Origin of the sequence: Aquicella lusitana, from assembly GCF_902459475.1 — a bacterium.
Lineage (GTDB): Bacteria > Pseudomonadota > Gammaproteobacteria > DSM-16500 > DSM-16500 > Aquicella > Aquicella lusitana.
The window spans coordinates 1,146,625-1,170,292 of record NZ_LR699114.1; the positions used below are offsets into that span (position 1 = coordinate 1,146,625).

General features: G+C 43.9%; 20 protein-coding genes and 1 tRNA gene. 7 read left to right on the top strand and 14 right to left on the bottom strand.

Annotated features, from left to right (window positions below; translation table 11 throughout):
- Positions 1 to 176: 176 nt before the first annotated feature.
- The 7 genes from pgsA to AQUSIP_RS05335 all read right to left on the bottom strand — a co-directional run bounded on the left by pgsA (position 177) and on the right by AQUSIP_RS05335 (position 5,707).
- Positions 177 to 794 (bottom strand): CDP-diacylglycerol--glycerol-3-phosphate 3-phosphatidyltransferase, encoded by a 618-nt coding sequence (pgsA, locus tag AQUSIP_RS05305; protein WP_232058641.1) that lies wholly within the window; start codon positions 792 to 794, stop codon positions 177 to 179.
- The gene (gene uvrC / locus AQUSIP_RS05310) at positions 778 to 2,601 is read right to left on the bottom strand and encodes an excinuclease ABC subunit UvrC (protein ID WP_114833962.1); all 1,824 of its coding nucleotides are present in this window, start codon (positions 2,599 to 2,601) and stop codon (positions 778 to 780) included. The genes pgsA and uvrC overlap by 17 nt, the downstream gene beginning before the upstream one ends.
- A 173-nt stretch (positions 2,602 to 2,774) precedes the next feature.
- Positions 2,775 to 3,428, bottom strand: a complete 654-nt coding sequence (uvrY, locus tag AQUSIP_RS05315; RefSeq protein WP_114833961.1) for a UvrY/SirA/GacA family response regulator transcription factor — start codon at positions 3,426 to 3,428, stop codon at positions 2,775 to 2,777.
- Between the two features lie 34 nt (positions 3,429 to 3,462).
- Positions 3,463 to 3,552, bottom strand: a tRNA-Ser gene (locus AQUSIP_RS05320).
- Between the two features lie 244 nt (positions 3,553 to 3,796).
- On the bottom strand, positions 3,797 to 4,504 hold the full coding sequence (gene dnaQ, locus AQUSIP_RS05325; RefSeq protein ID WP_114833960.1) for a DNA polymerase III subunit epsilon: 708 nt from the start codon (positions 4,502 to 4,504) through the stop codon (positions 3,797 to 3,799).
- 1 nt (position 4,505) lies between these two features.
- A complete protein-coding gene (gene rnhA / locus AQUSIP_RS05330; protein ID WP_114833959.1) occupies positions 4,506 to 4,955 on the bottom strand; it encodes a ribonuclease HI in 450 nt (149 codons plus the stop codon).
- Positions 4,952 to 5,707, bottom strand: coding sequence for a class I SAM-dependent methyltransferase (locus AQUSIP_RS05335; RefSeq protein ID WP_114833958.1), 756 nt, complete (start codon positions 5,705 to 5,707; stop codon positions 4,952 to 4,954). The genes rnhA and AQUSIP_RS05335 overlap by 4 nt, the downstream gene beginning before the upstream one ends.
- Before the next feature lie 247 nt (positions 5,708 to 5,954).
- On the opposite strand from AQUSIP_RS05335, the gene AQUSIP_RS05340 reads away from it, so the two are divergent.
- From AQUSIP_RS05340 to AQUSIP_RS05350, 3 genes are all read left to right on the top strand, one after another.
- Complete coding sequence (locus AQUSIP_RS05340) at positions 5,955 to 7,673, top strand: lytic transglycosylase (protein WP_114833957.1); 1,719 nt, start codon at positions 5,955 to 5,957, stop codon at positions 7,671 to 7,673.
- A 47-nt stretch (positions 7,674 to 7,720) separates the two neighbouring features.
- Positions 7,721 to 8,140: a hypothetical protein gene (locus tag AQUSIP_RS05345; RefSeq protein ID WP_114833956.1), complete on the top strand. Its 420-nt coding sequence runs from the start codon at positions 7,721 to 7,723 to the stop codon at positions 8,138 to 8,140.
- A 207-nt stretch (positions 8,141 to 8,347) separates the two neighbouring features.
- A complete protein-coding gene (locus tag AQUSIP_RS05350) occupies positions 8,348 to 8,755 on the top strand; it encodes a hypothetical protein (RefSeq protein WP_114833955.1) in 408 nt (135 codons plus the stop codon).
- 77 nt (positions 8,756 to 8,832) lie between these two features.
- On the opposite strand, the gene AQUSIP_RS05355 is transcribed toward AQUSIP_RS05350, so the two are convergent.
- Entirely contained in the window at positions 8,833 to 10,161 is a 1,329-nt protein-coding gene (locus AQUSIP_RS05355; protein WP_114833954.1) for an OmpP1/FadL family transporter, read from the bottom strand.
- Positions 10,162 to 10,349: 188 nt separating this feature from the next.
- Here AQUSIP_RS05355 and AQUSIP_RS05360 point away from each other — a divergent pair, with 188 nt between their 5' ends.
- Together AQUSIP_RS05360 and AQUSIP_RS05365 are read left to right on the top strand one after the other, a co-directional pair.
- A complete protein-coding gene (locus AQUSIP_RS05360) occupies positions 10,350 to 10,910 on the top strand; it encodes a thioredoxin family protein (protein WP_114833953.1) in 561 nt (186 codons plus the stop codon).
- Positions 10,911 to 11,208: 298 nt separating this feature from the next.
- On the top strand, positions 11,209 to 12,480 hold the full coding sequence (locus AQUSIP_RS05365) for an MFS transporter (RefSeq protein ID WP_114833952.1): 1,272 nt from the start codon (positions 11,209 to 11,211) through the stop codon (positions 12,478 to 12,480).
- A gap of 40 nt (positions 12,481 to 12,520) precedes the next feature.
- Here AQUSIP_RS05365 and AQUSIP_RS05370 read toward each other — a convergent pair whose 3' ends face one another.
- The 4 genes from AQUSIP_RS05370 to AQUSIP_RS05385 form a co-directional block, all read right to left on the bottom strand.
- Positions 12,521 to 13,471, bottom strand: coding sequence for a protein kinase (locus AQUSIP_RS05370; RefSeq protein ID WP_114833951.1), 951 nt, complete (start codon positions 13,469 to 13,471; stop codon positions 12,521 to 12,523).
- 591 nt (positions 13,472 to 14,062) lie between these two features.
- Positions 14,063 to 16,111, bottom strand: coding sequence for a 3-hydroxyacyl-CoA dehydrogenase NAD-binding domain-containing protein (locus AQUSIP_RS05375; RefSeq protein ID WP_114833949.1), 2,049 nt, complete (start codon positions 16,109 to 16,111; stop codon positions 14,063 to 14,065).
- 1 nt (position 16,112) lies between these two features.
- Positions 16,113 to 17,429, bottom strand: a complete 1,317-nt coding sequence (locus tag AQUSIP_RS05380) for an acetyl-CoA C-acetyltransferase (RefSeq protein ID WP_114833948.1) — start codon at positions 17,427 to 17,429, stop codon at positions 16,113 to 16,115.
- An 82-nt stretch (positions 17,430 to 17,511) separates the two neighbouring features.
- Positions 17,512 to 19,953: an acyl-CoA dehydrogenase gene (locus tag AQUSIP_RS05385; protein WP_114833947.1), complete on the bottom strand. Its 2,442-nt coding sequence runs from the start codon at positions 19,951 to 19,953 to the stop codon at positions 17,512 to 17,514.
- Between the two features lie 185 nt (positions 19,954 to 20,138).
- On the opposite strand from AQUSIP_RS05385, the gene AQUSIP_RS05390 reads away from it, so the two are divergent.
- Entirely contained in the window at positions 20,139 to 20,582 is a 444-nt protein-coding gene (locus AQUSIP_RS05390) for a SecDF P1 head subdomain-containing protein (protein WP_114833946.1), read from the top strand.
- Between the two features lie 7 nt (positions 20,583 to 20,589).
- Here the strand turns inward: AQUSIP_RS05390 and AQUSIP_RS05395 are convergent, their stop codons facing one another.
- Together AQUSIP_RS05395 and AQUSIP_RS05400 are read right to left on the bottom strand one after the other, a co-directional pair.
- Complete coding sequence (locus AQUSIP_RS05395) at positions 20,590 to 20,985, bottom strand: hypothetical protein (protein ID WP_114833945.1); 396 nt, start codon at positions 20,983 to 20,985, stop codon at positions 20,590 to 20,592.
- A gap of 469 nt (positions 20,986 to 21,454) precedes the next feature.
- Complete coding sequence (locus AQUSIP_RS05400) at positions 21,455 to 22,279, bottom strand: carbon-nitrogen hydrolase family protein (protein WP_114833944.1); 825 nt, start codon at positions 22,277 to 22,279, stop codon at positions 21,455 to 21,457.
- Between the two features lie 188 nt (positions 22,280 to 22,467).
- On the opposite strand from AQUSIP_RS05400, the gene AQUSIP_RS05405 reads away from it, so the two are divergent.
- Entirely contained in the window at positions 22,468 to 23,439 is a 972-nt protein-coding gene (locus tag AQUSIP_RS05405) for a hypothetical protein (protein WP_114833943.1), read from the top strand.
- The last annotated feature ends 229 nt before the right edge of the window (positions 23,440 to 23,668 follow it).

The following is a 23,668-nucleotide window of genomic DNA, read 5'->3' on the forward strand; positions in this document are numbered from 1 at the left end:
TCTTAATTAGTTAATCGGTTAAAAGTAAACCATCACCTTCTGCTCTGGACAACGGAAGCGGCTGATCACATCTTTTGCACTGACTTGTTTGAAGGCATCAAGGCATGAGAGATTACTTCTAAATTCCTGTAAAAACAGGTTGAAATCACTGACCGTTGATTAAGGGTGAATAAGGATCATTCAGCAGTGAGTTGACTCCATGCCGCTTTGAGATAAATCAGCATGGACCAGATAGTAAGAACCGCTGCGACATAGAGCAATACATAACCCGTAAATACCAAAACAGCATTCGTCGTATTATCACAAAGCAGCAAAATGACCAAAGCCAGCATTTGTACGGCGGTTTTAATCTTGCCTAGACCCGATACAGCAACCCGCGCCCGCTGGCCTATTTCAGCCATCCATTCGCGAAGTGCAGAAACAATAATTTCACGCGCCACAATCACGGCTGCTGGAATCGTAATTACCGCTGCCGGAATCGTGATAACAGCCGAAGGAACGCTGACAAATTGAAAGGTTTGCTCGGCAACGATGAGTACTAAGGCAATCGAAACCATCAATTTATCGGCAACAGGATCCAGGAAAGCACCAAGCCGGGTTGACTGTTTCAGATAGCGCGCCAAATAGCCGTCCAACCAGTCGGTAATAGATGCGGCGGCAAAGATAATGGCTGCTGCTAAATGTCCCCACCATACAGGCAGGTAGAAAAAAATGACGAGGAGAGGAATCACCAAAATGCGAAGGAGTGTCAGCAGATTCGGCCAGTTAAACATTTGATCATATGGTCGCGTCATGTAGTGTTGCAAATATTCGCTCAGCTAATGGTTTGCTAATACCCGGGACTTTTATTAATTCATCAAGACTAGCATGAGCAAGCCCCTGAATACCACCAAAATAACGCAATAATTCTCGCCGGCGTTTAGCGCCTATACCAGGGATTGATTCAAGCGATGATTGGCGTCTCGCTTTATCGCGGCGTTGCCGGTGGCCAGTAATGGCAAAGCGGTGAGCCTCGTCCCGGATTTGCTGAATAAAGTGCAGCGCCAGTGAATCGGCAGGCAAATGGATAGGCGCCTTGTTGATGAAATGCAAGGTTTCATAGCCAGGCTTACGATCAGGGCCTTTTGACACACCCACCAGTAATGTATTCGTGATATGGAGGCCTGTTAATACCTCAGCGGCGGCGTTTAGCTGCGCTGTTCCCCCGTCTATCAAGACAACATCGGGCAATTTCGCCGCATCTTTTTGCAGTCGTTTGAAGCGTCGCAACAGCACCTGCCGCATGGCGGCAATATCATCGCCCGGCGTAATATCCTGGATATTGAAGCGCCGATAATCACTCTTTAAGGGACCATGCTGATCAAACACAACACAGGATGCAACCGTTGCTTCCCCCATACTGTGACTGATATCAAAACATTCAATGCGGTGCGGCAACGCATTCAATTCAAGCAGCGTTTGTAAGGCCGCTGCCCGCTCACGCATATTGGTTTTGGCAAAAAGATGTGCCGCAAGCGACTGTTTCGCGCTGTTTGTTGCCATCGCCAACCACTTCTTTTTTTCGCCACGAGTGGGAAAAAGAATCTCAACTTTATGCCCAGCTTGATCCGCCAATACTTTTTCAATCCAATGCTGTTCAGAAAAAGCAGTCTCAAGGATAATTTGTTTGGGTATATTTTCAATGTGCGAAGGATGGCCCAGATAATGCTGGGTCAGAAAAGCGGTAATAATTTCCTGCGAGGTTGAGTAGACGGGAACGGTAGGAAAATAAGCTCGGCTTCCCAATATTTGCCCGCCGCGAAGAGACAGGAGCTGGATGCAGATAATCCCCGCCTGCATCGCAAGCCCGATGATATCTGCATTTCCCTCATCCACGTGCACGTATTGGCGCTCTTGAATTTGCCTCAACCGCGTAATCTGGTCTCTATAATGTGCAGCCGCTTCAAAATTCAAACCCTGTGCTGCTTTTTCCATTCGGTGTTGTAATTCCTCCACTACTATATGACTTTTGCCTTCCAGAAATAGAATAGCCATACGCACATTTTCTGCATATTCTTCTTTGGAAATCAGCCCCACACATGGGCCGGCGCATCGGCCAATTTGGTAAAGCAAACAGGGACGATCACGGCCTTCACAAAAACTGTCTTTCTGGGTACGCAGCTGAAATAATTTTTGCAGCAGGCTGATTGTTTCGCGTACTGCATGCGCACTGGGGTAAGGCCCAAAGTAAAAACCTTTCTTCTTGCGCGGCCCCCGATACAAGTCAATACGCGGAAAATCCTGCTGGGTAATCAAAATATAGGGATAGCTTTTATCATCGCGCAATAACACATTATATCGAGGACGGTGCTGCTTGATTAAATTACACTCCAGCAAAACGGCTTCCGTTTCACTGCTTGTCACGGTGATATCAATATCTTTGATTTGTTTAACTAATAACAATGTTTTAGGGTCTTTGGCTCGGCTGCTGAAGTAGCTACCTACCCTTTTTTTTAAGTCTTTTGCCTTTCCAACATATAAAATCTCGCCGTTTTCACCCAGCATCTGATAGACCCCGGGGTGATGGGTAAGATTGGCCAGAAAGGTTTTTATATCGCGCATGTGCTTTTAAGATGTTAGTAAATAATATTAATTATAATGCTAGTTGATTTGTTCTGCTTGGTTTTGTGTTTTTGAGATAAGGATTTGATGATTATACCTTTAATGCTTCACCAATTATTTATGCCAGCGAAAACTGTCGTGATACAACATGAAAAATAGACAAGCTATGGGCGCTATTCTGTCTCGGTTTTTGTACCTTCAATCATGCCGAGCCGCATGGCCATGAGGGTTAACTCTACGTCGCTATCGATGTTGAGCTTCTCAAATATGCGATAACGGTAACTATTAACCGTCTTTGGGCTTAAGCAAAGCTTTTTGGAGATATCTTGTACTTTTTGTCCCTGTGTAATCATCAGCATAATCTGAAGTTCGCGTTCTGATAATAAATCCAGCGGTGACTCATCTCCTTTGGTGAAACGCTTGATGGCGATTTGCTGGGCTATTTCAGGGCTAATATAGCGTTGGCCTGAATGTATCGTGCGAATGGCCCGGATCATTTCTTCAGGATCACATCCTTTGGTAATATAACCCGATGCCCCTGCCTGAAGCAGCCGGGATGGATAAGGTTCGTCTTCGTAAATCGTCAGAGCGAGGATCTTGATATCGGGGTTATGGCGTATCATTTTGCGTGTCGCTTCCATGCCGCCTATACCGGGCATGTGTACATCCATCACCACAACATCGGGAACCAGTTCTTTTGCCAGCAATACTGCTTCTTCGCCCGTGCCTGCCTCACCAACCACTTTAATGCCTTGTACGTCTTGCAATAAACGCTTGATCCCCATTCGTACAAGCTCATGATCATCGACTAACAGAACTTTTATCAAGGCTGTCCCCTAAGTGTGTCAGTAGAAATTGAATTGGCGGAGAGAGAGGGATTCGAACCCCCGGAGCCCGTAAGGACTCAACGGTTTTCAAGACCGCCGCTTTCGACCGCTCAGCCATCTCTCCAAGACAATATATAACAAACTACCTATTGGTCAAATCGCAAGCAGAGAATCTTAACGTTATTTTAGTAACACGTCCATATATCTTTGTTATTGAAAGGATATATTGTGGAGAGCCTTTAACGATGACACAGTTAAAATTAACACTCTCATATTGTGTCCCTGTCTTTCAGACTTCAAATATCAGCTCATCGGCTTGCTCGGGGCTTCACAATAATGCGCCGGGGACAATGATGCAAACGGAGATGTTAATTGTCAAGCCAAAGACACTTACCTTTTTGTTTCATATTTTGTAAATACGCTTCATGCCTTGTTAATTCATCCGCTGTTGCCGCCAAAACGACAAGGTTATGCTTTTCAATGGATTTCACCGTCGCATCCGTCTGTTTGGCGACCATCATGGATTGGTTTGGATTTAGAGCATCAAAGAAGCTGCCCTGCCCGCCTGTCATGGCTAAATAGACTTGTGCCAGCAAATGCGCATCAAGCAAGGCGCCATGCAAGTTCCGCTTGGAATTGTCGATGCTATACCGTTTGCACAGGGCATCCAGGCTGTTGCGCTGCCCAACATGAAGCTGTCTTGCAAGCTGCAGCGTATCAATTACACGGCAGTAATCGGACAGCTTCTTCCAGCCCTGGCGTGTCAGCGTCAACTCATGGTTGAGGAATGACAGATCAAAAGGCGCATTATGGATAATCAGTTCTGCGCCTGAAATAAAATCCATCAGTTCATTCGCGATCTGCTGAAATAACGGTTTATCGATCAAAAATTCATTGGTTATTCCGTGAACTGCCAGCGCCCCCGCTTCCACTTCGCGCTCTGGATTAATATAACGATGAAAATGATTGCCCGTGAGTTTACGATCAATCATTTCAACACAGCCAATTTCAATAACACGGTGGCCTTCTTCTACCTTAATACCTGTTGTTTCAGTATCCAATACGATTTGTCGCATTTTATTTACCCTTTCCTGTCAGATCATCGATTGCCTGATTCGCGATACTGTCTGCCAATTCGTTTTCAGGATGCCCGCTATGGCCTTTTACCCAATGCCAGCTAATTTGATGACGACTGACTTCGTGATCAAGGGCCTGCCATAGATCTGCGTTTTTCACTGGTTTTTTATCCGCTTTTTTCCATTTGTTTTTTTTCCACCCAGCAAGCCATTCGGATATGCCTTTTTGTACGTATTGAGAATCAGTGTATAAATCGATAACACAAGCCTCTTTCAGTGCAGCAAGCGCAGCAATAGCAGCCATCAGTTCCATCCGATTATTGGTGGTATTGGTTTCAGCGCCGGACAGAATTTTCTCATGGCGTCCGTAGCGTAAAATAGCGCCCCAACCGCCTGGCCCCGGGTTACCTCGGCAAGCGCCGTCCGTAAAAATTGAAACATGTTTTTTCATTTTGATTGTCGCGCAATATGACCAGAAATAGAGGTTGAGATACGGATGCTGCTAGGCTGCTGTTTCCATTTTAACCGTATTGGTGTTAATGGTATCACCTTGGCCCTCGCAAGCAATATATAAATACCTCCCAGGACAGGAAAACAGATGCTACCAATTTGTTCGAGAAAATGTAGTTTATTATAGAGTGTCTGATGCATGGTAGGCGGCCTGAACAGGGCGGCAACCTGCTTTTCCATTGCAAATTCGGCTAATTTCAGCCAGCCTTTTACTTTGCTGGCTTGAATAAAATTGCCTGACCAAGGCCCGGTAGGATGCTTAGTAAATCGTTTACGCAATCCCCATGCACTATAAGGGTTAAAACCGCAAATCACGATAAGGCCTTCGGGCTTGATGATCCTGCAGGTTTCAGATAATAACTGGCGGGGATTATCCACAAACTCCAGCGTATGAGGCAGCATAACGAGATCTATGCTTCCGGTTAATATGGGCAATTCATGCAGATCACCCTCTACATAGCTGTCATTTTTTTCTCTACTTATTAAAGGACTGATCAGTGTTTGACATGGAATTTTGGTTGAACTTAACAAGGCATGCTGATGCGGCACACCAATCAATAAAGCATGGCGCCCGAAATGCTGGGCAAGCATGCGGGACAATAATGCCTGCTCCGCATTTAACAGATCCGCTCCCAGAAATTGTTGGGTGAGCCATTGATTCCAGTGTTGAAGGGTGCGATAGCCGTGTGCCAAAGCTTTTCCATCTCCCGACTAATTTTGGTACTATAGCATACCTGACATTGACGTACAGTAATGACAGCATTATGTTAACAATAACAAGTATTACAATAAACGGTCGACTCATCTGGTCACGAACAAAAAACTTGTTCACAGGTTTCGTTTGTTGCCATCTTTGTCTCTGCATGCTTTTGGGCGAGGGTCCCCGCTTCTAAAATTATCTTTTTAATTTCACTTTTAATGCTGTTTTGAGGACGAATGTGTGTCTAAAAATAAATTACAATGCAGTGAAATGCCACCCTGGATCAGATTGCTGATTCATTTCGCACTGGTGAGTATAAGCTGCCTTTTAATTGAAGGCGCCTCGTTCGCTTCTCCCAGTGCAGAAGGCATTCAGATCTATCAAAAAAATGTGCATTTATCCCCAGAACATAAACAGAAATTGGCTGATGATATCATTCGCTACCGCAATGCCGACAATCTTTGGGACGTGCTGCGTGAAGAATTTACCCTTCCCCATTATGAGGACAATCCTGCGGTTCAAGCAAAAATAGAATGGTTTATGAATAACCAGGATTTCCTGCTACGTTCAGCTTCTCGAGCGGCACCTTATCTCTACTATATTTTACAGCAGGTGAGAAAGCGTCATCTGCCGGCTGAACTCGTTTTACTGCCTATTATTGAAAGCGGTTATAATCCCTTTAATCGTTCACCGGTGGGCGCTGTGGGTATTTGGCAACTGATGCCCGATACGGCAAGCGGCTACGGTATCAAACAGGATGGTTGGTATGACGGTAGGCGTGATGTCATTGCATCCACCCGTGGCGCCTTGAACTATCTAGCTTATCTGCAGAGTTTCTTTGACGGTACCTGGTTATATGCCATTGCAGCTTATAATACCGGCGAAGGAAATGTGCTTGCCGCTATCAAGCGCAATATTCGCGAAGGGCGCGATACCGATTTTTGGTCTTTACCACTCTCTCAACAGACTAAAGATTACGTTCCCAGCTTGCTTGCTCTGGCAACTATCATTAGTAACCCTGAACAATATCCTATCTACCTGCCACCTGTACGGAATGCGCCTTATCTTGCCCAAGTAGATCTTGGGACAGCTATCGATTTAAAATATGCAGCGTCGCTCGCAGGCATTAGCTATAAAAAAATCATTCAACTTAATCCCGCTTTCAACCGAACTTCTACGTCTACTTCTTCCAAGGGACCCAGAAAGCTTGTACTGCCTATTGAAAATGTTGAGCAATTTACGGAAAACCTGGGAAGGTCGCCGCTGAATCGACCCATTAACTGGATACATTACAAAATCCGTACGGGTGATACGCTAGCATCCATTGCGAAAAAATTTGATACTTCGCCCAGCGCCATACGCAAATTAAATAGGCTCAGCAAAAACAGTTTAAAACATGGAACCAACCTACTCATTCCCAATAATGGAAAATTCATACCGCCGGAAGAAGACTTTCTTGATGAAATATCCTCATCCAAATCACTCGAAAAGGAAAAAGGCTCCCGCTCAGGAACGTTGGCACTCGCGGCTGACGAACGCAAAACTTCGCTCGACAGGAATTTATCTTTACCTGCCAATTATACCCTGCAACCCGGAGATACCATTTATATGATACGTCCAAAAGATACATTGGAAAATATTGCAAAACGCTTTCATGTAAGTAGTAAAAACTTGCGTGTGGCCAATCAGCTTAAGAGCGACAATGTTAAAGCAGGCAAGCAATTGATCATTCCTACACATTTAGCCAATGTAATATCGAGCGACGCAGCTACAAATGAACAGATGCAAAAACTGTTGCCGGGCGATACGCTTTATATGGTAAGACATGGTGACACGATAGATAAAATTGCACGTAAATTTCACACTTCTTCGTCTGCCATCCGGCTTGCGAATCTGATCGATGACCGGTCTTTGGTTGTCGGTGAAAAAATAGTGGTGCCGACGCATTTACGTGGTTAGAATGTTTTTTAGTTTTAGTTAGTTTATTTATCAAGGAGAAGTAAAGTATGTTAGTTAAGAAAACAATATTGAAAGGTTTATTAGCTATTGGAATCGGTATCCCTGCGTTTGCTCAGGCTGCAGATTTAGTTATCACCAACAATACTAATCAGGATTCTACCGTCATTGCCAATAAAGGTGCTTGCTCTTATCCAGCACTCGGCGAAGTTGGTATCACTCGCGCTCATAAATCTAATACGGTACCCGAATCCAAACTTAAATTAGCTTGTATGGCCAACAAATCCGATTGTAAAGCTGACGTTTATATGACCAGCAATTGCAGCGGACCTATTATTGCTACTGCCTCATTTGAAGTGGTAACCAAGGATGGCAAACCTGGTCAGGGTTTAAAAAGCATCCAGATAAAAGACTCTGCTTATGCGGTTACTGGTGGTGGATTTAATATCACCATATCCGGCGGCCATTAACTCTGATGAGTATCAATTTCCTGGGAGGCACAAAGCTTCCCAGGAAACCATATCGACTCTTGCAATTTTTCTTTTCCTTCTTTTCGAAAGAGCAATAAAAATCTTTCTTGCTGTCATTTCCTTTCTTCTTTATTCTCATCCATGAAACTTTATATTTTATGGTTTGCTTTTTCTTTAAATGGAAATTCATATACGGAGTCTTATCTTATGAAAATCAAGAAACCCCTCTTTCTTCTAGCAGCTGCAGCGGGCATTCTGCCTGCAATAGCTCATGCTGATATCTCGGTTGCAAATAACACAAATTCTTATGCTACCGCGCATGTTGGCTTTATCTGTTCATCCATAGTTAATGACGGCGTCATCAAGCCGCACTCGAGCTTAAATATATCGCAGAGTATCATTGACCTCTATTGTGTAGGAAGCTGTAAGACAGATATCTACATGTCGAAGAACTGTTCAGGCAAATCCGTTGCAACTGTATCAGTGGATCAGCATAAAGGTGTGACAGGTATCTCTAATCATAATGTGAACGGTTACTATGTTGCGGGCGGCGGGTATTCTGCTTCCGTAAATGGCGGCTCAAGAAAGGCTGGCCTTTTTGACTGGCTTTTTTAACAGATCTGATGAGATTCCCTCCCCCTCTTATGAGGGTGAGGGAATCTATTCGATATGATTTCTCGAAAGCAGCCTTCTTAAGCAATATCCCAAGTTACTTGCCCGCCAAATACATCTGCACCGCCGGTGACACTGCCGTTTGTCTGACCTTCTTGATCGCCAGTAACCTGTGTTGGCGGAATAACATGAGCCTTGTTCATGAAGAAGTGGCTCCAGTTTAAGTCGATACCAATCGCTTTTGTAGCCTGATAGTGTCCGCCTAGTGCGATGACAATACGGTTATTGTCAGGCAACTGAACCGTACGGTAGGCGTTTCGCACAGGCGTCTGGTCGTAACCCACACCTCCTTTTAAGGTCATCTGATCAGTCACAAAATAATCCGCACCCATACTAAAGTTCCAGCTATTCCTAAAACTTTGGGGCGCCACCACAGTGATATCACCACTGAGTTCTGACTGATCAATGCCTGCCAGGTTTTTCATGATGATATTTTTAACGGTGGTCCATTGGGTGAAGATAGCGCTCGCCATGAGTGCTACTTTAGGATTGAGGCGATGATAAAAGCTGAGTGCAGTATAAGGCGGCAAAGTAATATTTGAAGTTGCGCGCGAAACAAAATCCTCGCCGTTATTAAGCTCGTTAGCAAGCGGCCCACTGAATGTGCTTTTTTTACTTAGATGGTGCACTACCTGGGAATGGTAGCTTAATCCTACCCGAGTGTCTGGTGTAAATTGGTACAAACCGCCTAGATGATAGCCCCATGCTGTATCGCTCGCTCTGTTAATACTTTTGGTATCGGTAGGATCGCCTATTGTAGGGTCGCTCAGTACAGCAACCTGGTCAAATTCAAGATCCATTTTTTGGAAGTCTGGACCAAGCCCTACAGAGGCCTTATCGGTCACCTGGAAGCCGAGAGAGGGACTGACATCCACCACTTTAATTGTTGCCAGTGTTGATATATACCGCAGATAAGTATCACTTCCATAATTGACTTCCGCTCCGAAAGGCACGTCTACACTGAAGCCAAAGCCCATCCTGTCGGTAAGCGGCGCGACATAATGTAAACTTGGCACAAACGCAAAGGTACCACCCTGAGCCGTTACGTAATAAGGCATAAAGTTATTTATAGTGTTGATTGCAACAGTGCCTTTATATTGAATATCTGGTAAAACAGCTGCGCCGCCAATTACAATCTGTTGATTTTTTATCAACGTGATTCCAGCGGGATTATAGAACGCGGTACTTGCATCCGCAGCAGCTGCAGCATAACCAGCATGGTAGTTGCCGATACTGGCACCATCCTGCTCCCAAATTTGAAACGCAGATGCCATGACCTGTTCTGACGCACTCAGCAATCCCGATGCACACAGGATTGAAATCAGGCGGCGTCTCATCAGTTGATTCATTGTGCACTCTCCATTGACATTATTATGTATGATCCCTAAACACAGGCATGGCAGCCGATGCGATATATCTTTCCGTGCCCTAAGGTTTTACCAGCAAAGTTAGCTATTGTTAACTTGAATTAAAAAGTCTATAAGGATACCGTATTTGCGTAACAAAACAACCAGTTTATAACCCGAGGATTAAGTGTATGGCTGAGACACCTTCTACCATGATTCCTTTAGGAACCACAGCGCCTGATTTTTATTTAATGGATGTGCGGTCGGGCAAATATTTTTCACTTCACGAATTAAAGTCTGATATTGCGACAGTCATAATGTTCATTTGCAACCATTGTCCTTATGTTAAGCACATACAATCCCAGCTAGCTGAGCTTGCGAGAACCTACCAAGACAAAGGAATCAAATTCATCGCCATCAGCTCGAATGACGTTGAATACTATCCGGAAGACGGCCCCGACAAAATGCGCGCACAAGCACAAGACTTTCATTTCACTTTTCCCTATTTGTATGATGAAACCCAGGAAACAGCAAAAGCTTATTACGCTGCCTGCACGCCCGATTTTTACGTTTTTGATAAAGATCTCGCCTGCGTTTACCGTGGTCGATTCGATGATGCGACTCCCGGCAGCGGACGAATACCCACGGGTGCTGATTTGCGCCATGCCCTGGACAATATTCTGGCAGGCAAACCAGTGAGCACAGACCAGAAGCCGAGCGTAGGATGCAATATCAAATGGAAGAAACGATAGAACAGTGAGCATTGCATCCTGTTAAAACAAATTTTTTTTCACAGCTTCGCGATTGTGTTTTGTAATTTTATTCTGTTACCAGCTCTACCGCGACTTGTTCGCACCCTGTCCAATAATAAAACCATTATCCTTCTCCCCTTGTGGGAGAAGGATAATGCATGTAACCATGACAATTTACATTTAATATTGCATACTGTCGGTTCAACCAGTTGCTCTGCATATGTAAGGATAACTACATGGTTCCGGTAATATTATTGCGGATAATACAAAATAGCGTAACAACCTCATTGGTGCCCACATGAACCGATATTCTTCGCTCATGAGCAGCAGCCTGGGCAACATTCTTGAATGGTATGATTTTGGCTTGTTCACTATTTTTTCTTCGCTGTTCAGCCGGCTCTTCTTTCCTACTGAAGATCCGCAGACAGCCATGATCACGACAGTCAGCATTTTTGCAGTAGGGTTTCTTTGCCGGCCGCTTGGCGCTATTCTCTTTGGTTATTTAGGTGATCGTGTTGGCCGGGCCACTACCCTGCGCTGGTCCATACTAATGATTTCGCTGCCCACGCTTTTTATCAGCTTTTTGCCTACTTATCAGCAAATCGGCCTTTTCGCTCCTCTTCTTTTGACATTGATCCGTATGTGGCAAGGCGTAAGCATAGGCGGTGAATATAGCGGCAATCTGATTTATCTGGCAGAAACCGCGCCAGAAAAATACCGTGCAACATTCACTGCCTTTGCCAGCATGGGAGCAAATGTTGGAATCCTGCTGGCCGCTTTTGTTGGTATTTTGACTAGCCAAGTTCTTTTAGAATCCACCTTGCAATCTTGGGGCTGGCGGGTTCCTTATTTAGTCAGCGGCTTGTTTTGTTTAATTATTTACGCATTCCGTTTGCGAATCAATGAGACTGCTGTATTTGACTATTTAAAACAAAAAAACTTGCTGACGAAAAACCCGGTCAAAACGGTTTTTAAACATAATCGCAAGCAGTTATTACGCACCCTGGGTCTGGTTTGCATGGGCAGTACCTTTTATTATTTTAGTTTTATTTATCTGCCTATTTTTCTTACTGGACATTTGCAGTTTTCCATTCAGCATATTTCCTTGTTAATGTCGGCACTGATTGGTTTAATGATTTTTCTCATTCCGCTAGCTGGATTTATCTGTGACCGCCTGGGAAGAAGAAAGATGTTACTCTTTAACGCGACACTGATTACGCTTTCTGTTGTACCTGGTTTTTATTTTTTACAGCTCGACAATTTTATGATTCTACTTTCTGTGCTCTTTGTATTCACCATCTCCAGCTCCCTGGAACAAGGCACGACAGCAGTTGCGATCGTAGAAAATTTTCCACCGCCTGCGCGTTATACTGGCCTTTCCTTGGGTTATAACATTGGCAATGGTTTTCTCGGTGGCACAGTACCAATGATTTGTGAATGGCTGACAGCAAAAACACATATTTTGCTCGCGCCAGCATTCTATATCGCCTTGTGCGCAGCAATTACCGGCCTGGTTGTTTTCTTTTTTGTGCCTGAAACCCTGGGCGAAAACTTAAACGGCATTGAATAACATGCGCGCGTTAACCGATACCACCTACTCAAAGCTAGCCTCAAAGAGACAATGCAGCAAGCTTGTCATCAATCGAAGTAATATCAGAATCAAATTGAGCTCTGTATTCTTCCGCAGTCGGACGTTTAACGGGATTTTGTTGCCAACCCCATGTAATCAGCAACGCCATTTTTTTAGGGCAGTTCGATGGGATAACTTCTCTCGTACCTTTGAGAATTTCTTGCATAAACCAACTCAAATCATGGCCAAATTGAGCAGGTTTATATGGTTCAGCATCCCATGCCGTAACTTCCCACATTGTCATACTAAGAGCATATATATCAGTTTTTTCTGAATGAGGCTCATCTTGAAATAATTCTGGCGCCATCCAGGGAGGAGTACCGACGCATCGTGCTTTTCCATTATTCCTTTTGGCTAACCCAAAGTCACCTAGCTTAACTTGGTTTTTATCATCTAATAAAATATTTGCACTCTTGATGTCGCAATGCAAAATCATATTTTTATGCAAAAAAGTAATTGCATAAGTGATTTTTTTAAGAATTTCATAACGAACAGACCAATCGAAAGGTTGTGAATGATTTAGGATTGCATCTTCTAAAGTACCTTTATTCATGTATTCCATAACGATGCAATATCCTGCGGAATTTAACGAGTATCCGCAAAATTGAACCACATAAGGTGCGTTTAGCTCTCTCAACTGCTGCATGATATTTTTTTCATTTTCACACTTCATGTATTCAATATCATCTTTGGGGGTTAACGTCTTGATAGCAACCTGTTGGCCATTCCATTGGCCTAAATAAACAGTAGCGAATGAACCGCTTCCTAATCTATTCGAAAAAATTAGCTCTTTGGTGCCAATTTTATAAGGACCGGGAAAATCCGCTTGTTTCTTTGCTTTTTCCAAACGTATTGAAAATAAAGTTGGGCTATGGTTAAGACGGCTTAAACTCACAAGGTCACCTGCACACAAATAAGTAAATTTCGCCATCTTAACGATTAAGTCTTAATAAAACCTTAAATAAAAATATTACCTGGCATATCCCTGATTCATGAATAAAATTCATATTAAATCAAAAGATAAAAAATAAATACGAAGCATTACATTCTTTGCAGGGGTTAAGTTACTTTAAGGTGAAGTACCCGGATTGATTTGGGCTAAAGCAGTAAAAGTGAATCATGAATATTTTATCTACCTGAAGAACAGTACCTCGGCAGGGATTATACCAGGGAGCATCTTTTCGCAGGGATAAATAAGCTTCCTTTGCGCTTACAGGCAAGCATTTACCCTGTAAGGTGCCAGCGCTTCCATCAGACAATGTAAATTGCCCGTCGAAATGCATATGGTCGCCCTGACGGCGGAGTTCAAGCTGTGCATTGAATAGTCTATGCTGTTGATCCTCCCATTGTCCTTCCCAGGAACCTGGGAGCTGCGTGCAAATATTCGCGAGACAGAATCCTGGGAAAAATATCATGATTAAAAATGCGGCAAATAAACTACGCATAAAATGATAAGAATCCATTTTACAACACCGAAAACCCCGCAACGAGTGCGGGGCTCGCAGAACTTGAGTGATACAAACTATGCTGTCATCGCTTCCCAAGATTCAAGCACATCCGTTTTTTCACCCTTGGCTTGACGCTGTTTGAGGTATTGCTGATAGAGTTCGCTAATGCCTTGTGATTTAGCATAATGGATGGGACCACCGCGAAAAGGCGCAAAACCAGTGCCAAATATCATACCGGCATCCAGCAAATCGCCATCTGCAACGACGCCTTCACGCAAACAGGCAAAAGATTCATTCAACATACGCAAGACCAGCCGATTGGAAATTTCATCTAATGGTCTATCATATGCGGCTTCTTCAGGCTTGATCTGTTTTCCGCGTTTATCATATTTATAAAAACCCTCGCCGGTTTTTCTGCCCAGCTTGCGTTTTTCCACCAGTTCAATCAATCCCTGGGGCACGGACGTATGGAAATATTTGCCTAAATATTTTGCCACAGAAAGACAAACATCCAGACCAACTGTGTCTGCCAGTGTAATGGGCCCCATTGGCATACCAAAGTTCGTCATAGCTTTATCAATGGCGGTTGCCGGCACACCTTCTTTTAAAAGCTCGACGCTTTCGAGCAAGTAGGGCATCAGGATGCGATTGACCAGAAATCCAGGACTACTCTTCACGGGCAGCGGCAGGCGATCAATTTTACGTACAAAACTAATTGCCTTGTCCACCACTTCCTGACTGGTACGATCACCCTTCACCACTTCAACAAGTAACATTTTGGCAACAGGGTTAAAGAAATGAATGCCAACCAGCCGCTCAGGTGATTGCAGGACCGTATTAATTTCATCAAGCGGGATACTGGATGTATTGGTTGCCAAGATCGCGCTGGGTTTTGCCTTGGATTCAATTTGCCTGAAGAGATTTTGTTTTATAGAGAGATCTTCAAGTACTGCTTCAATAATAATATCTGCTTTGGCAACACCGTTCCCATTCACGTCTGGGATAAGCCTATCCATGGCTGCCTGTATGAGATAACGTTCCTTTAATTTTTCTTTAAACAAGGCATAAGCACGTTTGATAGCAGGCGCAACCAGCCGAGGTTCAAGATCTTGCAGTGTCACGGTATAGCCGCGCAAAGCACACCATGCAGCAATATCGCCACCCATGGTACCTGCTCCGATGACATGGATATGTTTAGGTTCAAAAGTAACTTCTTTTGCCAACCCCTTCATTCTTTCCTGCAAAAAGAAAACACGTACAAGGTTTTGACAAGTATCGCTGAAGAACAACTTTGCACAGCTTTTAGCTTCACGTGCATAAGCTGCGTCACTGTCTTCTACGCCAATGTGCTCCCAGTTATCCAGCGCATGGAAAGGAGCAGGATAATGTAATGGATTTATTTTTTCTTTTACTTTTTTTCGTAAAAAACTGCCAATAATCTGCCGTGCTATTTTTTTATTGGATAATGCTTGTAAAGTCGTTGGCTTATGTGGGGCCGGTCGTTCAAGAACATAATATTTCGCTGCATGGACTAATTGCCGTTTAGGCACAGCCGCGTCTACAAAGCCTATTTTGGCTGCTGCCTTGCCGCTTACCGTTGCTCCCGTCAGGACCATATTCATGCCCTGTAACGCACCCACCAGGCGAGGCATGCGGACTGTTCCTCCCCAGCCGGGGTGAATACCCAATTTTACTTCAGGCAAGCCTAGACGTGTCTTTGAGCTTTCTTCTGCTACACGATAGGTACAAGCTAGTGCCAGCTCCATACCGCCGCCAAGACAGAATCCATCAATCATCGCAACTGAGGGCATTTTTAATGCCTCAAGTTTATTTAAAATATTTTGCCCTTGGGTCAAAGCAAAAAGCGCTTCGTCAAGGTCCTTAAAGCGTGTGAATTGGGCAATATCAGCACCCGCGATAAAACCTGTTTTCTTTCCTGAAGCAATAATGACACCCTTATGTGTTTTATCGGTTGCTAATGTATCAACAATAGCAGCGAGCTCTTCCATGACGCCACGATCAATGGTATTGACTGAAGCGTTCTCCTTGTCAAAATAAAGCCATAAGATTTGATCCGCGTCCGTTTCTAGCCGCCAGTTTTTGTAAGTTTGTGTCATGCTCATATTACACCTCGGAAACGTTTTCAATTAACACCGCACCGCCCTGACCACCGCCAATACAAATTGTGGCGATTCCTTTTTTGGCGTTTTTACGCCGTAAAACTTGCGCAAGATGCAATACAATACGCGCTCCGCTTGCTCCAACCGGATGGCCTACTGCAATTGCACCGCCATCAATATTTAACTTGGATCTGTCCAGTTTACCCAACGCCCTGTCCAAACCGAGATATCGACGGCAATAATCATCACTTTCCCACGCAGCGAGACAACCCAGAACCTGCGCAGCAAATGCTTCATTAATTTCCCAGAAATCGATGTCATCCATCGCGAGATTATAACGTTGCAAGAGATTATTGACGGCATACACGGGGCCAAGACCCATCTCCGCCGGTTCCACACCTGCCCATTCCACATTCACAATACGAGCTAACACAGGTAATTGATATTTCTTAATGGCTTCTTTGCTGGCTAACAACATGAGTGTTGCTCCATCTGACACTTGGGAACTGTTACCCGGTGTCACACTGCCAAATTTTTTATCGAAGAAGGGTTTTAATGCTCCAAGCTTTTCCATGGAGCTATCGCGTCTTACCCCATCGTCGGAAACATAAAAATCGCCACTATTAGCGAATGTGTTTATGACTTCATTTTGAAAAACATGTTCATCTTGAGCTGCTGCAGTAAGGTGATGGCTTTCAAAAGAGAATTGATCCATTTGCTCACGTGTGATGTTGAAACGGTAGGCAAGGTTTTCAGCTGTTTGGCCCATTGAAAGATTGACCAACGGATCGGTTAAACCTTTTAAAAGCGCCACAACAGGATTAAAAAGGTTGCCGGGCTTTAACTGTGTCCACTGTTTGAGCTTGGCATTCCATCCCTTTGCACTGGCAAGACCGGCAAACCAGTTTGTCATATTATCATTGTATAATAGTGGTGCACGGCTCATCGCTTCAGTACCACCTGCCAACACCAGATCATGCCGGCCGGTTGCGATATCTTTTGCTGCACTATCCAGTGACTGCATACCAGAGGCGCAATTACGCTGTACGGTCCACGCAGGAACTGACTTGCCGCATCCCAGTCGCAATGAGACAACACGTCCAATATTTGCTTCATCCGTATTGGGCATTACACAGCCAATAACAACCTCATCAATTTCCTCGGGAGAGAAAGGTTGTCTTCCTAATAATTCTTTTCCTGCGCTAACAGCAAGATCCGCGGCAGAAAATGGCCCGGGTTTCCCTTTTGCTTTTAAAAAAGGTGTGCGTGCACCATCAACAATATAAACATCCCGCATGAAAGAAGTGGTGTTGCCTGTCATGTTTTCTCTTCCTTATTGTTATGCGTTACCTGCTATTCCAAAAGCGCCTTGATAGCGCAGATCCCCTAGTCCGGAATAAACCTCACGCTATCACTTTACTTAAATCAAATGAAAACTCATTTACTTTAATGATTTCGTTTCGCAATGACTCAAACTCATTAAGCGTGTGTGCTTCATCTGCAGATAAGACTCCCGCCTGCTCTGCAGCCCTGACACGCTCGGCGAAATTATACCGATTCAATATTACGCCACTTTGCACAGCTTTTTGCAGCTTTTTCCAGAGGGGATCAATCGTCGATACCTTGGCTAAGGCTTTTTCCAGGCGATAACTCAATTCATCCTCCTGCTTGCTAACATAGCAATATTGCGTGAGCCGATCCCGAATTTCAGAAGGAGAGAGCATGGAGAGAACAATATTCTTATGCAGCTCATCCTTCGGGTTTTTATAGGCGGAACCAAAAGGAAAAATAATCCAGTTTAATAATTTGCCTACAAAAGGATGAGGAAAATTTTCAAACCAGTCGTCGCATGCTACTTGAATTTTTTGCAGGCATTGTTGCAATGACCAGCAGACATAATCCACATCCGTTTCAGGTTTATTATTGTCATGAAAATATTTCAATACCGTTGAAGCCAAATAAAGTTGGCTCAGGATATCACCCAGCCGCGCCGAAATACGTTCGCGCCGCTTGAGGCTGCCGCCAAGCAGCATCAGACTAGTATCAGACATGAGCGCAAGCGCTGCACTCATACGTGTTAGCTGACGCTGATAACGTTTGATCCGTTTTTGTTTGATCGTAGCGAAAATAAATTTGCCACCTGTTAATCCATACGCCAGATTCCGCAAAAGATTGCTGACAAAAAATCCAATATGAGACATTAAAACGCGGTCAAGCGCTTCTATTTTAGTGTCTTTGGCGGTAATTAACTCTACTTCCTTAAGCAAATAAGGATGACAGCGAATAGCGCCCTGGCCAAAAATAATAAGATTACGGGTCAGGATATTTGCACCTTCCACCGTGATACTAATGGGAATAGCAAAATGCAAATTAGCCAGAAAATTCCTGGGGCCCACTTGAATCATGTGGCCTGCATGTACATCCATGGCATGTGCAATAACCGTACGTGATATCTCGGTCATGTGATATTTAGCAATCGCAGACGCAATGGAGGGTTTGACTTTCAGATCCACAGCGCCTGCTGTCATCATGCGGGAAGCTTCAAGTATGTACGTGTAACCTGCGATATTGCCTAATGCTTCTTCGATGCCTTCAAACGAAGCAATAGGCGTGTTGAATTGTCGGCGCAGCCTTGCGTAAGCGCCTGTGTAACGATACGAAATTTTTCCGCAAGCAGTAGCAAGCGCTGGCAGTGAAATGGATCGACCGATGGAAAGGCACTCCATTAACATTCGCCATCCCTGTCCTGCCATTTTGGGTCCGCCAATAATCCAGTCAAGAGGAATAAAAACGTCTCTTCCACGTGTAGGGCCATTCATAAATGCCAGCTGAAGTGGGAAATGACGGCTGCCAATTTCCACACCGGGGTGGCTGGTGGGAATTAAACAAAGTGTAATGCCCATATTTTCCTCACCGCCCAACAGGCGATCAGGATCATATAATTGGAAGGCAAGTCCCAGAACTGTTGCAACCGGAGCGAGTGTAATATAACGCTTGTCCCAATTCAGACGGATACCGACCGTTTCTTTGCCATCATACTCGCCTCGACACACAATACCTGTATCAGGGATAGAACCCGCATCACTCCCCGCTCCCGGGGCTGTAAGCGCGAAACAGGGTATTTCCATGCCGGACGCAAGCCGCGGCAGATAATAATTTTTTTGCTCGTCTGTACCATAATGCAGCAGCAATTCCGCAGGACCAAGCGAATTGGGTACCATGGTATTCACAGCAGCACTGAGACTGCGGGTGGCTATTTTCATTACCACTGTTGAATGTGCAAGCGCTGAAAATCCCAAACCGCCATATTGCTTGGGGATGACCATGCCAAAGAATTTTTCTTTCTTGAGATAGCCCCAGACATCTTCAGGCAAGTCACGGTTTTCATAAGTAATCTGCCAATCGTTCAACATGGCGCACAACTGCTCAACCTGATTATCGAGAAAAGACTGTTCTTCCTGCGTCAGGCTAGGTCGTGGAATGCTGAACAATTTTTTCCAATGCGGGCTGCCGCTGAATAATTCTTTCTCCCACCAGGTATTCCCTGCCTCAATCGCTTCACGCTCTGTATTACTGATTGTAGGCATGCGTTTTTGCAAATTTTTTAATGCCGGCTGCACCAGATAGCGCTGCCTCAGTTTATGCAAATTCGCGAAAGCAGCGGCGACAAGATAACAGAACCAAGCCATCACAAATGGAAATCCTGTAAGGGAACCTGAAAAGCTGAGAGCGACTAAACCTGCGCCAATGAGGGATGTCCATAGAATGATCGAAAGTTGAAAAAACGCCGAGGTCAGAACAAGACCAATTAGAATAACTAGGCTAATAAAATTAGCTAATTCCATATTCCTACCGTCCTTTTTCCTTATAGTCTTTGGTTGGGCAATTACTATGTGTATTGCTGGGGGATCATGCAATTATGACGCAAAAGTATATCCAGTTCTCGGTCGCAGCGGTAGTATTTTTTTATGGCTGATTTGAGATACACTTTAGCGGTATTGAGCACAAAATAGGATAAGGTCATATTGCCATGCGTATTTTTTCCTTACTTTTTATTTGTACTACTCTTTTATTTTCCACACCCGCGCTCTCGCTCCCGCATGATAATACGCAGGGTTTTTTAATGTTTCAGGTCATTCAGGATCAAATCATTTTCGACAATTCCAATATCAAAAGCGCAATGCTCATTGAACGGGAAGGAAATTTTATTGGCCTTGAAATTGAATTAAAAGCCCCCGCTATCGATGAAATAAGCCGAATCAGCAAGGCAGGCTTGGGAAAGCAGCTTAATATTGTTTTGGATAAAAAAATTATTACAACAGCTATCATTCAAACACCGTTGGGTGGGAAATTGCTCATCAAAGGAATAACACGGCAGGAAGCGCAAGAATTTCTTGATTCGCTCAACCATCATAAGCAACCGTTAGCTAAGCGGGAGAATCTGCAGGAAGATCCGCTTGATGAATTATTATAGCGCAGCCTTAGTATTTTCTCAGACAATACCCTACTTCACAACTGCCCGGAAACAGAGAATTGTTGAGACAATTGGCATAAGAGTTTCGTAAACCTTCCGTACGGGTCATGCCCATTCCATGCCAGCGCCCGCCTAGGAAGCCGACAGCATAGCACTCCCAGATACCGCGATAATGACTGGATTGATAAGATTTACAATAATCAAGATCACAGCTGCGCGGATTATCCGAACTTTGACGACAGAATCGCAGGGCACCCGAAGCCGCTGCGCCTCGCGAAGAGGCAACTGCATACCAGGCATCCCCAAATTTATCGCTCGCTTCACATCGCCAGGCAGCAGATGCCGATGAAGAAAATCCCGCATACCCGGCCATTAAAATGATTAACCACAAAAATGTTCTCATGACCACCACTCCCTTTCTTTATATTATAAAACTAAATAAGATGTTCAGTAATGTGTTTAATAAAAAGTTTTAACGCATTGTATGTATTATTTATTCTGTGAGTAGTAAATCCCTATTATTTTTATCTTATACAAAGATCAATGGGTGGTGATTCATTAATGCAAGGATTGTATTGCAACTTTTTCTTAAATAGGGACTGATGCCCAACGATAGGGAATGCAATGCATTTACCTTTTAATGTTTCGTTATTTTTCTTTTTGATGCAATCCAATATTAGATTGGATGACCTGCTTTGTGCAGATGCTGCTGGCACTTTTTACGATGGACAGTCAATCTGAACAAATTGGCTTGTATGATTCAAAAGGATTGTCAATTTATGCAAAAAGGCGAAAGAAATTTGATTAAAAATGCCCTTCAAGACGGCCGCTTCGCGGCCTCTTCTTTATAAGATTTTATTGTCCGTAAGCAACTAGCGTATAAGCGGGATAGATTTTCTACATTGCGCCACCCAATTTAAATCCATTTCGGCATGGACCACACCCGATCCTGTGTTTGTTTGCTCAGCCAATAACCTTCCCCAGGGATCAGCAATCAGGGAATGCCCATACGTTTTGCGCCCATTGGCATGCTCACCACCCTGCCCTGCAGCAATCAAATAGGAAAACGTATCAATCGCTCGCGCGCGGGTTAATATTTTCCAGTGGGCTTCGCCTGTGGGTACAGTAAAAGCTGATGGGAGAGCGATAATCTCGACACCTTGCCTCGCCATCTGCATAAACAATGCCGGGAAGCGCACATCAAAACAAACGGCTAATCCCAATTTTCCAAACGGGGTATCCACCACCACAACATCATGACCAGGCTCAACTATTTTTGATTCTTGATAACACTCTTTGTTCGATATAACGGCATCAAACAAATGCACTTTGTCATAACGTGCTATTACTGAACCTTTATCATTATAAAGAAGACAAGCTGCCCTGACTTTATTTGGATGCTGGCCAGCAATAGGAATGGTGCCGCCTACTATCCATATCTGTTTTTCTTTGGCAATCGTTGCCAGAAACTGCTGAATCTTACCTTCACCAAACGTTTCCTTGTGAATCAACCGATCATCATCCTGCATGCCCATATAGGCAAAATTCTCTGGCAACACAATTAATTCTGCACCCTGTGCTACCGCTTCACGGATCAAACGATTTGCATTTTCCAAATTCTCATCCACTTCTGGACTGGAACACATTTGAATGGCAGCAATTTTTGGCAACTTGTTTTTACGTTTTTCGCTGGTCATGGCACATTCCTGTTCTCAAAATGAATCTGATTTTATCAGTTAACTTTCTGATTGTTTAACATATCCATCTTAAACGCAGCCAGCTGCTATAGGGGGTTATCGCCAAGAAGAGTCATAAATCAGTGCTATAATTTAAGGGTGGTTAGCTCAAATAGATTCTATCCTAATGATAAATGAGGAGTATCAACATGCAGCGTCCGCCACTTCCTGAAACCCGCCTTAATGGTTATTACCCTTATCAATTTGTCCAGGAGTTTGGCGGCGAATGGATTCCATTTAATCAAAATGTTACTGGTCATGTCGCCACTTTGCGTCTTTTTCAGACCCTCCAAAAAAAACATGGATTGCCTGGCCCCGTTGAAGATGCAGCTGCCTGCCAGGGCATCAGCCTGCTGTATGTAGAAAATGGTTGCTCCATGAAAGGATTATCGACCGGCACACCCGATGAGCAGAGTGTTAATCCAAGACTGTTGGCTAAGGCCGTCAACTATCAAGCAAAATATAGCGGCACACAAGGAAGCCGCAAGGCAATGACTGAACCCTCAGGGATCAATTGCACCGCCATTCAACTTGATCCACGCCCGCTTGAAATGAAGCTGGATAAAATACTTCAACGTATTGAAGATGCCGCCAAGCAGCTAAATGGAGGCGTTTTTTATTTAACCGGTTATTGCGAAGGCATGGTTAACCGCAGACACTATGAGGCAGCGCATGCTTTCATTATTGCGTTTGATGGAAACAGATGGAAATTTTTTGAAGCACAGCGCGGTGAAGTTTCATTTAAAACATTCGAAGATTTTAGAAAGTGGATAGATAAGGAATCCCGTTACGGAACGTTAAGAGAACTAAGAGAAAGAATTCCCATTCAAGTAAGAGGTGACGGCCTGACAAGAAAATATACCGATTATACGCTGGATATTTATTCTCCTAATCTTGCCCCCGAGAAGGAACAAAATCTTGATGCTTTTATAAACATTGTTGATTCCTTTTTAAAACAAAAAAAGATCACCAGCGATCACCCGCATTTTTTTATTGCGATCCAGAATTTTGCAAACTTTCTTCATAGCAAGGACAAACGGTTCGTGGAATTTACAGCAGAAACGTATCTGAAAGCTAAAGGTTATCAACTGCCAGCTCCTCAGCATCGCGCGAAATTATAGGTTTAATATTTATTGCGCACATCCTTGTCAGGCACAAAGATGTTATATCTTAAATTTGTTTTATTTCGCGACACCCTCCATCTATCCACAGAATCTGTGGATAACTCTGTGAGTAAGCTATCGAAAACTGCCGTGAAACGCCATAGATCAAGACCTTGAGATAAAAGAACAAGAACTGAACACAAGTAAATATTATATTTAAATCAATAGGTTAGTGAAAAATATCAGG

What these genes read in the sequence shown, in the direction of transcription:
- pgsA (WP_232058641.1), bottom strand. Translation starts at nt 794, where the DNA reads ATGACGCGACCATATGATCAAATGTTTAACTGGCCGAATCTGCTGACA.
- uvrC (WP_114833962.1), bottom strand. Translation starts at nt 2,601, where the DNA reads ATGCGCGATATAAAAACCTTTCTGGCCAATCTTACCCATCACCCCGGG.
- dnaQ (WP_114833960.1), bottom strand. Translation starts at nt 4,504, where the DNA reads ATGCGACAAATCGTATTGGATACTGAAACAACAGGTATTAAGGTAGAA.
- rnhA (WP_114833959.1), bottom strand. Translation starts at nt 4,955, where the DNA reads ATGAAAAAACATGTTTCAATTTTTACGGACGGCGCTTGCCGAGGTAAC.
- AQUSIP_RS05345 (WP_114833956.1), top strand. Translation starts at nt 7,721, where the DNA reads ATGTTAGTTAAGAAAACAATATTGAAAGGTTTATTAGCTATTGGAATC.
- AQUSIP_RS05350 (WP_114833955.1), top strand. Translation starts at nt 8,348, where the DNA reads ATGAAAATCAAGAAACCCCTCTTTCTTCTAGCAGCTGCAGCGGGCATT.
- AQUSIP_RS05355 (WP_114833954.1), bottom strand. Translation starts at nt 10,161, where the DNA reads ATGAATCAACTGATGAGACGCCGCCTGATTTCAATCCTGTGTGCATCG.
- AQUSIP_RS05360 (WP_114833953.1), top strand. Translation starts at nt 10,350, where the DNA reads ATGGCTGAGACACCTTCTACCATGATTCCTTTAGGAACCACAGCGCCT.
- AQUSIP_RS05365 (WP_114833952.1), top strand. Translation starts at nt 11,209, where the DNA reads ATGAACCGATATTCTTCGCTCATGAGCAGCAGCCTGGGCAACATTCTT.
- AQUSIP_RS05370 (WP_114833951.1), bottom strand. Translation starts at nt 13,471, where the DNA reads ATGGCGAAATTTACTTATTTGTGTGCAGGTGACCTTGTGAGTTTAAGC.
- AQUSIP_RS05375 (WP_114833949.1), bottom strand. Translation starts at nt 16,111, where the DNA reads ATGAGCATGACACAAACTTACAAAAACTGGCGGCTAGAAACGGACGCG.
- AQUSIP_RS05380 (WP_114833948.1), bottom strand. Translation starts at nt 17,429, where the DNA reads ATGACAGGCAACACCACTTCTTTCATGCGGGATGTTTATATTGTTGAT.
- AQUSIP_RS05385 (WP_114833947.1), bottom strand. Translation starts at nt 19,953, where the DNA reads ATGGAATTAGCTAATTTTATTAGCCTAGTTATTCTAATTGGTCTTGTT.
- AQUSIP_RS05390 (WP_114833946.1), top strand. Translation starts at nt 20,139, where the DNA reads ATGCGTATTTTTTCCTTACTTTTTATTTGTACTACTCTTTTATTTTCC.
- AQUSIP_RS05395 (WP_114833945.1), bottom strand. Translation starts at nt 20,985, where the DNA reads ATGAGAACATTTTTGTGGTTAATCATTTTAATGGCCGGGTATGCGGGA.
- AQUSIP_RS05400 (WP_114833944.1), bottom strand. Translation starts at nt 22,279, where the DNA reads ATGACCAGCGAAAAACGTAAAAACAAGTTGCCAAAAATTGCTGCCATT.
- AQUSIP_RS05405 (WP_114833943.1), top strand. Translation starts at nt 22,468, where the DNA reads ATGCAGCGTCCGCCACTTCCTGAAACCCGCCTTAATGGTTATTACCCT.